The following is a 9,765-nucleotide window of genomic DNA, read 5'->3' as shown; positions in this document are numbered from 1 at the left end:
CTGATCATGTGTTATTGCTCGGTGATACGAACAGCGCCTTATGTGCCTTGCTTGCGGAACGTATGGGTTACCCGGTCGTGCATATGGAGGCGGGGAACCGCTGTTATGATCTGGATGTGCCGGAGGAGAAGAATCGGCGTGTCATTGATGCAATATCTAGCATTAATATGCCTTATACGGAGCAAAGCAAGCAGCACCTACTACGTGAAGGCTTTCCAAGTCAACGAATTATACTGACTGGAAATCCGATCTACGAAGTGATGCAGCACTATAAGAAAGAGGTATCGGACAGTGGAATTTTGAAAAAGTTGGGACTGTCGCCGGGAGAATATTTCCTGGTCACTGCTCACAGAGCTGAAAATGTCGACCATCCACCGCATTTGCTGGCTATTTTAGATGGTCTTAACCGGGTAGCCCAGCAGTTCGGGCAGCGGGTCATTTGCAGTATTCATCCCCGCACTGCCGCCCGAATCGCAAGCCATCCGCCGATCCAGCTTGACCCGCTAGTGGAATTTCACGAACCGTTCGGTTTTTTTGACTTCGTTCTGCTGGAGCGGCATGCCCGCTGCGCTTTGACGGACAGTGGTACCGTACAGGAAGAATGCTGTGTCATGGGGGTACCGACGGTTACGATGCGCCGGACGACCGAACGGCCGGAAACAGTAGATTGCGGCAGCAATATCGTGTCTGGTCTTGATGGCGAGGTTATAGCAAACGCGGTAGCCATAATGACCGGGATGACCCATAAGTGGCAATGTCCTGCGGGCTATCTGGCGGAAGATGTGTCGGATAAGGTAGTTAAATTTCTGCTTGGAGGGAAACGGCATGTTTGAAAACCAACGTATCTTGGTTACCGGCGGTACCGGCTCCTGGGGGCATGAGCTGGTTGCCCAGTTACTGCCGCGTAACCCCAAAGAGGTCATTATCTTTTCACGTGGAGAATCCAGTCAGGTTGCCATGAACAGGCAGTTTGAGGATGAACGACTCAGCTTCTGTATTGGAGATATTCGGGATAAGGATGCGCTGACTACCGCTTGTCAAGGAGTGGACTATGTATTTCATTTGGCAGCGCTCAAGCACGTTCCCGTCTGTGAGGATCAGCCCTATGAGGCACTCAAAACCAATGTCGTAGGCACCCAAAACGTGATCGAGGCCGCTGTTGCCAATCAGGTAAAGAAAGTCATTTATATATCGACTGACAAGGCCGCAAATCCGTCTAATTTTTACGGCATGACGAAGGCGATTGGAGAAAAACTGATTGTTTACGCCAATCTGCTGAATAGCGATACACGTTTCGTGACGGTGCGCGGCGGTAATGTTTTGGGCACAAACGGAAGCGTGGTGCATCTGTTCCAAAGCCAGATTCGCCAAAAGGGCAAGGTTTCGATCACAGACATGAACATGACCCGCTTCTTCCTGACCTTGCGTGATGCGATCAGTCTCCTGTTCAAAGCCTCGGTGGAAAGTGTCGGCGGGGAAATTTTTATTATGACCATGCCAACCTGCCGTATTGTGGACTTGGCTGAGGTGCTCATTGAGGATTCAGGTGTGGAAAACGTAGAAATTGTAGAAAAAGGTGTGCGTCCCGGCGAGAAAATTCATGAAATTCTGATGAGTGACTTTGAAAGCCTGACGACGGTAGTCTATGACGAGCAATATTTGGTTATTCTCCCAACGCTGAATATTCCTCAATTAAAGGACCGCTATACTCAGTGCCCTCCGGTGTCGTTCAGCAGCTTTAGCTCGGAGTTCAATTTGATGTCCAAAGAGGAGATTCGCAGCATTCTCCAAAGCGGGGGGTTCATCAAATGAAGCTGCTTATTTTGGGTGGTAACGGCATGGCGGGCCATGTTCTGGTGAAGTATTTCCAAAACCAGAGCGGGTATAACGTGTTTTACACCACCCGTGATCCCGAAAATAAAGGCGGTCTGCTGCTGGATGTAAAGGACAGCTTTATGGTGGAGCAGCTGGTACGGAGTGTACGGCCAGACGTTATTATTAACGCGGTAGGCGTACTGAATCAGCATGCCGGGGAGAATCAGATCGCAGCATACCAAATCAATGGATTGCTGCCACATCTTCTCCGGCGAACAGCGGACAGTATTGGTGCCCGACTGATTCATATCAGCACGGATTGCGTATTCGAGGGAAATCGGGTACCAGGTTTATATAAAGAGACGGATCAACCCGATGGGACAAGTGCCTATGCTTTGACGAAAATACTCGGAGAAGTAAAGGCAGCAGGACATTTGACTATCCGTACCTCCATTATCGGGCCGGAAATTCGGCCGGGAGGCATTGGTCTGCTGCACTGGTTCTTGCAGCAGAGCGGAGACGTTAACGGGTATCGCCGGGTCTTTTGGAACGGGGTTACGACGCTGGAATTAGCGAAGGCGATACAGGTGCAGATGAATGAGCCGCTGGACGGACTCATTCATCTGGTTCACCCTGAACCGATCAGCAAGCATGATTTGCTGCTGCTGTTCAAAGACATCTGGAATAGGGAGGATATTCGGATCGTGCCGAAAGATGAGCCGGTGCAGGACCGGACGCTTCGTTCTACCCGGGCCGATCTGCACTACGATGTTCCTCACTACAGCATCATGCTGAAGGAGCTGCTGGAATGGACGGAAGCACAGCGGAACAACGTCGGCCTGTCATAGTCATTACTGGAGCGGCGGGCTATACCGGGATGCATGCCTGTCGCCATTTTGCAAAGCTCGGCTGGGAGGTAGCGGCGCTGACTCGCACTGCCGCTTCCGTCCCAGAACTGATCTTACTGGCTCGCGATGATGAAAATAACAGTCCAGAGGCGGAGACCCGTAACTGTATTACGCCTTATGTGTGTGATTTGCTCGACAAGAAACGTCTGGGCGAAGTCATTAGACAGATTGCTCCGGATTATGTGCTTCACCTGGGTGGTAAAAATTCCGTCCCTGAATCTTGGCAGAGTCCCCTGCTATACATGGAATCCAATGTACTGTCCACCCTGTATCTGCTCGATGTACTGCGACCTTTCCCCAAAGCTAGAATTGTCGTGGCGGGCTCTCGGCTAAAGACGGCTTTGCAGGCTCCGTATCATCCAACACATCCATACAGCCTTAGCAAAAGCCTTCAAGAGGCAGTCGCGCTCTCGTGGGGCGCGCTGTTCGAACAATCCGTCATGCTGGCAGAGCCTTGCAACTTGATCGGTCCGGGTCCATCTACCGGATTTTGTGCATTACTCGCGGGGTATATCGTTCAGACGGAACGTCTGCAGGGGCAGTCCGTAACTGAAACTGCCCCGTTCCGGGTATCTTCCCGACATGCGCAACGTGATTTCCTCGACGTTCGTGATGCCGTTCGCGCATACGGTGTGCTATTGGAACAGGGGGTGCCAGGCCAAGTTTACTCGGTCTGCACAGGCCGCATTGTGGAACTGGGCAATATCGTGGAACGTATGGTTGCGCTGGCCAAAACATCTATCCCCATACAATGGGGGGATGTGGAAGAGTCAGCATCCACCGAGGCATATCGTGCGAAAGAGCTGGAGGATATGGGCTGGAAGCCGACCATACAGCTGGGGCAATCTCTGGAGGATATGATTCAATACCGCCGAGCTGGAAAGGAAGGAACGATATGAGACCAAAAGTAACAATCGTCATTCCCTTTTATAACTGTGCCTATGTGGATCAGGCTTTGCAAAGTGCACTAGAGCAAACTTATGGGCCCCTCGAGATTATTGTCGTCGATGACGGGTCCACGGAACATGTTGATATGCTTCAGGCCTATCTTCCGTATATACATTATTTGGGCAAATCCAACGGTGGAACAGCCAGCGCCCTGAATCATGGTATCCGACATGCCAGCGGGGAATATATTGCGTGGCTCAGCTCCGACGATACCTATCATAGGGACAAAATTAATAATCAGGTTTCTTTTATGGTGGAAAACGGTGCGTACATCTCCCACACCAATTTCAATTTCATCAATCAATACAGCCAAGTCACAAGCTACCAGGCAGCCGCCGTGTTTCCGTCTATGACGGAGTTTTACCGTTTTTTTCAGCAAGGAAATCCGGTTAATGGATGCACGGTTATGTTTAAAAAGGAGCTGTTTGCACATATCGGTTTGTTTGATGAACTGCTACCGTACACACATGATCTGGATATGTGGTACCGAGTAATGATAGCGGGATATCCATTTCCTTTTCTGAACGAGTCCTTGGTTAACTACCGCTGGCATGATGAAATGGGAACCAAAAAACATTGGCCCGCTGTGGAGCGGGAGTACAACATAACCCAAGCGCGTTATCGAGATCGCTTCAGTCAGGTATTGAGCGGTTTATCCTCATGAAGCCGAAAGTCTGTCAGGGGGGATTGATATGGTAGATACGGGGATTGTTATGCCACTGTACAAACAGGATATCGGCTATCTGCAAGCTGCGATCTCATCCGTACTAGCCCAGAGCTACAGGGCATTTCGCTTCATCATTGTTATTGACGGAGCGCCGGAAATGGTGGGGCCAGCGCTCCACGCAGCAATGGGAGACCCGCGCGTTCAGTTGGTTACACTCCCTCAGAACAAAGGAGTATCCCACGCCCTTAATCGGGGATTCGATGAGTTGTTTAAAGATCCTGCGATCAAGTATGTGACCTGGGTATCCAGCGACAATGTTTATAATTTTTCCTTTATTGAACGATTGCGGCAGGAGCTGGAGCAGGGACCGGACTCACTCGGCCTTGTGTTCTCTACTTTCCGCCAGGTTGACGCATGTGGGAACCCGTTGTATGACGAGCAGCATCAACAAGCTTTGATCCGGTACCAAGGTCAGCCGCATCATGAATTGCTGAATGCCAGCATTGTCGGGGTTTCATTTATGTACAAAAGCAAATATGCCCGTCAAATCGGCAGCTATCGGCTGCAACCAGTTGAGGATTATGATTACTGGCTGCGGCTGACCGAGACGTGCAGCATGAAATTCATCCCGGAGATCCTGATGGATTACCGGGTGAATTCCACATTTAGTGTATCGGCCGGCCTGCACAGCCAGAAGGAGCACCGACGCTGGCGGCACGCATTCCAAATCGCCAAGCATGAGGCGAGAGCACGTCGGGGCATCCCACTTGAAATGACGATTTTAATGCCTGTCACGGATATGGCTCAAGCTGAATCATTGCTGGATAATCTGCTGGAGCAGCACTACAGCAATTGTGTGGTACGGTTGCTGGATTTAACGCCAGAACAGGGAGCCGCCGCTTTCCTGTCGATGATGCTCGATCCTCGGTTAATCGTAACGCCACGTCAGCATTATTCGGTCCAGGAAGCACTGGTTCAGGCTATTGGTGAAACAACAACCCGCTTTGTTGTATGCTTCGGTGTCAAACCATATATTGCCGTGACGGATTTGCTGTATCTGACGGATTTGTTGCGCCCATTACAGGATACACATGCCTTTTCCTACTATACAGATGACCACTCAACCATCGGCAGCGGCCGAGGGGTTCAGTCCGTACCGCCGGAATGGAATTACGTGTATTACACCCACAGATTGCATCAAGCACTGGAGCAGGGCAACTTTAAATAACAGGAGACAGCGCCGGGATTGTGGTCAGCTCCGACTGAAGAACACGATGCTCCTGTACAACATTACCAAACTGATCCAGTCCAAAGTTGGAAAGCACAACATTGGCAGGTGCAGCGGAGACTACGTTGTATTGTACCTCATAGGCAAGTACCCCTTGCACAAAGAAGGTACGTCGGGCAACAGAGTTTGCAGGCAAGTTAACCGATGACACGTATAAGGGGATCTTGGTATCCGGTACAAGCGAGAAAAAAATTTGGATGGTCACAGTTGCCGCATTTACTGTGTCCTCATTAACCAAATTCACAACAACATTGGAGCAGGCAGTACCAAAATCTCTAGTGTTGGTCATATATCCGGTTGTAAAAGCCAATCGAATCATCCTCTCAAAAAACAGAATATTGGAAAACCCCTGAAGGGATGCTTCTATACTATGAATCTATTGAAAAGAAAGCTTGTATGGTTGTCTGTAGACTGAGCTGAAAAAAGTACATTTTGATAGAAACACTTCAGGCATGTCCATTTATATAATGAAGGGAATGCTCACGATGCCCTTTAATTTTCAGGTAACACCCAGCGGTTTGCCCAAATTTGAGCCCAGTGTCGCCGTTAATTTGTTGAATCCGAATATCGTTGTAGCTGTCGCTGTTGACTTTAGTAGTGGGCCCCCACTCATTGGACTGTATCGTTCATTGGACGCTGGGGCGAACTGGACTGATTCTTTACTGCCGATTCCAACAGGATATACAGGGGCAGAAGCAGGAATGGTAGCCTATCTCTTCCCGAATATTTTCATCATATCCGCACATGTGTTTCCGGGAAATGAGAACGGGGCTGTCGTGATCTATCGCTCTACGGACGATGGGGCCACCTTTTCCCCCCCGGTGGTCATTAATCCGGGCTTTGGAGATTACATTAATAATGACTGGACTAATATTACGACGGATAATGCGGGGGCAAGTCCCTATCTCGGGCACGTCTATGTCACGTATAACCGCCAATATAATGTGGATTTTAATGCTCAATCTACGGCGTTCTACCAGCGTTCCACCGATGGAGGACTAACTTGGGATCGACCGTTATTGCTTTCGAATATCCAATCTTCCACAGAACGACCTGAGCCCGCGGTCGACAAATATGGAAGTGTCTATGTCAGTTGGATTCGTACGGGTCCGCAAACACCGGCTTTTTTTATTCGGCGCTCCTTTGATGGAGGAGCTACCTTTAGCGGGGATATACTGGTATCCAATATAACGCTTGTGCCCAATCCTTTGCCCGTTCCTGGTTATGACTTTCGGATATTAAATTTCCCCAGCTTGGCCGCGGACTGCTCGGGTGTGCCTTCCACAACAAATACGCTATATGCCGTTTGGCAGGATTTTGGTCAGGGATACAGCAATATTTTATTGTCCAAATCAAGCGATTTTGGCGGTACCTGGAGTGCTCCGATCATCGTGACGGACAGCCCGCCCGGCTCGCAAAATTTCTTTCCTGCGATTTCGGTGTCGCCTAAGACGGGATTGGTCGTTGTCGTGTACTATACTAATCGCTTGGACGGCTTTAATCTGGATGTGTTCGCCGCCCAATCGTCAGATGGAGGCAACACCTTTACGAACAGCCGTCTCACGACGACCTCCTTTAATCCGAATGTCGGTGGAGGCGAATCAGAGCTGATCGGCGACTATATTGATGTCGCCATCGTACCGCCGAATAGTTACATTTCCGTCTGGACGGATACGCGTACAGGCAGCCTGACGATTTTTGCTGGTGTACCGGGAGGTGGGTCCTGATGCCGAACGTACAGCTTACGCCTAACGGAAGGCTGGCGCAGGAACCGAGTGTAGCTTTCAACCTGCTCGACGGTACCATTGTGTCTGCGGCTATCGATTTTACGACAGGGCCGCCGTTGACGGTGGTATACCGTTCAGGTAACGGCGGTGTCTCCTTTACACAGCAGATTTTACCGCTACCAGCAGGCTATGTAGGGGCGGAATCCCATAGCGTCAGCTACGGTTTTCCCAACTTGTTTGTCATAGCCTGTCACGTATTTACCGCAGACGGCTTGAGCGGTACCATCGCTACCTATGTATCCAGAGACAACGGTAATACATTTGATCCGCCCGTGATTGCCCAGCGGGGGTATGGGACATTTGTCAATAATGTTGAGGTCGGCGTGAAATTTGATACTTCTCAGGTCAGCTCCTATACCGGAAACATCTATTTATGTTATACGCATCAGTACAATCCTGACTTTTTTGGCGGATCAGTAATGTTTTTCCAGCGTTCGCAGGATGGAGGGATCACGTGGGATACACCCGTGGTGCTCACCGCTGGCTCCAATCAGATCACGCGGGGGGAAATCACCGTGAGCATTACTGGGGTGATTTATGTCGGGTACATTGTAACTAATCCGGTTAACCAATATCAGGTCATTGTGTCCTTCAATGGGGGGACAGCATTCAGTTCTTCGCTGCCTGTATCTTCTGTTGTCCCGGTTCCGAGTCCGTTGCCCGTGGCCGGGTTTGGCTTCAATGTGCTGCCGATGGCCAACATTGCGGTGGATCGCTCTACTAGCCCGAATCAGGGAACACTTTATGCGGTCTGGCAGGATAATCGGGCAGGGTATGCGGATGTGCTGCTCGCCCGTTCGGTGGATGGCGGATTAAGCTGGACTGCGCCGCAATCTGTGACAGGGGCTAGTGCAGGGGCACAGCATTTTTTCCCGGCTATTGATGTTTCACCTGTGACCGGTGTGATTAAGATCGTATATTATACCAATCAAATAACGACCTCTTTATTAGACGTATTTGTGGCCGAATCAACGAACGGAGGAAATACATTTACGAACCTCAGAATAACAGACAGCTCCTTTAATCCTAACGGGATTAGTCCGGTTCCAGTCGTTACGGTCGGTAATTTTATTGATGTAACGATCGTGCCGAATAATGGATTTTTTGCGGTCTGGACAGATGCGTTATCGGGTTTCCAGCAAATTTACGGAAGTAACGGAATGTAGCTCAGCGTACGAGACAGAGGAGGTGAGGCTGTTTTGAAAATTTTGTTGGCTACGTACTGGCCGATTCCTCATTTGGGTGGCGTATGGCCCTTTATGCTGCAAATTAAACGGAGGCTGGAGCTACTGGGTCACACAGTAGACTTGATGGGGAACGGACCGGATACACCTAAATACCATATTGTTTTTGAAGATAGAGAGCTGCTGAAGGATCAACTGCTGCCCCTGCTGCATACGAAGTTGAATGAATCGGCTGTCCCTGTATTACATTTGGATTCATGGGTGCAGACGGTGGAAAAGGATCGATACTGTATGGAGCTGGCAGCGGCGTATTTCGGGGTTGAGCAGTATGATGTTATTCACACGCAAGATGTCATTGCGACGCGTGCTCTAAGTCGGGTCAAACGTAAGGACAGTGCGTTGGTAGCGAATATTCATGGCTCGCTGGCTCGTGAAGTCATGATGGCTCTGGAAAGGGATCATGAGGAGGGTTACCGAGAGACGTTGATGTGGAAATATTATTGGGCGCTGGAGCACTATGGCGCTCTATCCGCGGATATTACCATTACGTCTACAGAATGGATGAAACAGACGCTTGTGCGTGAGTTCGAAGTGCCTGAGCAGCAGATTGCTACTTTCCAATACGGATTGGATACCGAGCACTTCTGGGAAGTCCACGCCCGGGGAACGGACATAGTACGACCTGAGGGGAAAAAAGTTATGATTTGTCCTTCACGGCTGGTATATATCAAAGGGCTGCATTATTTAATGAGCGCTCTTGGTCTGCTGAAAGCAAGTCGTACGGATTGGGTTTGCTGGATTGTCGGGGAGGGAGATAAAAGGGAAGAGCTTCAAACACAGGCGAAGGAGCTAGGGCTGGCAGAAGACGTGGTTTTTCTGGGGCATCGTGAAGATGTACCTGCTCTTTTACAACTGGCGGACCTTTTTGTCCATCCGAGCATACAGGATAATCAGCCGTTTTCGGTCATGGAGGCGCAGATTATGGGGCTTCCGGCAGTGGTATCGGATGCGGGCGGACTGCCGGAAATGGTGAAGCATGAACACACCGGACTGGTCTCCCCGGTTGGCGATGTGGAGGCACTGGCAGCTCATTTGCAGCATTTGCTGGCTCAGGATGAAGTGCGGATAGCTATGGGGAAACATGCCAAAGCATGGGGGACCGCGCATT

Annotated in this window: 10 protein-coding genes; 9 read left to right on the top strand and 1 reads right to left on the bottom strand. The window is 50.1% G+C overall.

Translation table 11 applies throughout. The features are described 5' to 3' along the window. The 6 genes from GRP75_RS13815 to GRP75_RS13790 all read left to right on the top strand — a co-directional run. Positions 1-833, top strand: an 833-nt coding sequence (locus GRP75_RS13815; RefSeq protein ID WP_160789583.1) for a UDP-N-acetyl glucosamine 2-epimerase, incomplete at its 5' end; no start/stop codon positions are given. Beyond that, entirely contained in the window at positions 826-1,812 is a 987-nt protein-coding gene (locus GRP75_RS13810) for a polysaccharide biosynthesis protein (protein WP_025722608.1), read from the top strand. The genes GRP75_RS13815 and GRP75_RS13810, both read left to right, overlap by 8 nt. After that, entirely contained in the window at positions 1,809-2,663 is an 855-nt protein-coding gene (locus GRP75_RS13805) for a dTDP-4-dehydrorhamnose reductase family protein (protein WP_028541475.1), read from the top strand. Before GRP75_RS13810 ends, GRP75_RS13805 begins: the two co-directional genes overlap by 4 nt. Further along, a complete protein-coding gene (locus GRP75_RS13800) occupies positions 2,624-3,622 on the top strand; it encodes an NAD-dependent epimerase/dehydratase family protein (RefSeq protein WP_160789582.1) in 999 nt (332 codons plus the stop codon). Before GRP75_RS13805 ends, GRP75_RS13800 begins: the two co-directional genes overlap by 40 nt. Further along, positions 3,619-4,335, top strand: coding sequence for a glycosyltransferase (locus GRP75_RS13795; protein ID WP_028541477.1), 717 nt, complete (start codon positions 3,619-3,621; stop codon positions 4,333-4,335). Before GRP75_RS13800 ends, GRP75_RS13795 begins: the two co-directional genes overlap by 4 nt. Positions 4,336-4,363: 28 nt before the next feature. Next, the gene (locus GRP75_RS13790) at positions 4,364-5,566 is read left to right on the top strand and encodes a glycosyltransferase (RefSeq protein ID WP_160789581.1); all 1,203 of its coding nucleotides are present in this window, start codon (positions 4,364-4,366) and stop codon (positions 5,564-5,566) included. On the opposite strand, the gene GRP75_RS13785 is transcribed toward GRP75_RS13790, so the two are convergent. Beyond that, positions 5,559-5,945 carry a hypothetical protein gene (locus GRP75_RS13785; protein WP_235322319.1) on the bottom strand — a complete coding sequence of 129 codons (387 nt, stop codon included), beginning with the start codon at positions 5,943-5,945 and terminating at the stop codon, positions 5,559-5,561. The genes GRP75_RS13790 and GRP75_RS13785 overlap by 8 nt on opposite strands. Positions 5,946-6,111: 166 nt before the next feature. Between GRP75_RS13785 and GRP75_RS13780 the strand changes: the two genes are divergently transcribed. The 3 genes from GRP75_RS13780 to GRP75_RS13770 all read left to right on the top strand — a co-directional run. Then, the gene (locus GRP75_RS13780; RefSeq protein WP_160789580.1) at positions 6,112-7,353 is read left to right on the top strand and encodes a sialidase family protein; all 1,242 of its coding nucleotides are present in this window, start codon (positions 6,112-6,114) and stop codon (positions 7,351-7,353) included. After that, positions 7,353-8,579 carry a sialidase family protein gene (locus GRP75_RS13775; protein ID WP_160789579.1) on the top strand — a complete coding sequence of 409 codons (1,227 nt, stop codon included), beginning with the start codon at positions 7,353-7,355 and terminating at the stop codon, positions 8,577-8,579. Before GRP75_RS13780 ends, GRP75_RS13775 begins: the two co-directional genes overlap by 1 nt. Before the next feature lie 33 nt (positions 8,580-8,612). Further along, a partial coding sequence (locus GRP75_RS13770; RefSeq protein WP_160789578.1) for a glycosyltransferase family 4 protein occupies positions 8,613-9,765 on the top strand: 1,153 nt, incomplete at its 3' end.

The organism is Paenibacillus sp. OT2-17, from assembly GCF_009827695.1.
In the GTDB taxonomy this organism is placed as follows: Bacteria; Bacillota; Bacilli; order Paenibacillales; family Paenibacillaceae; genus Paenibacillus; species Paenibacillus polymyxa_B.
The sequence above is the reverse complement of the archived record's forward strand: the minus strand, read 5'-3'. Positions and strand labels throughout refer to the sequence as shown.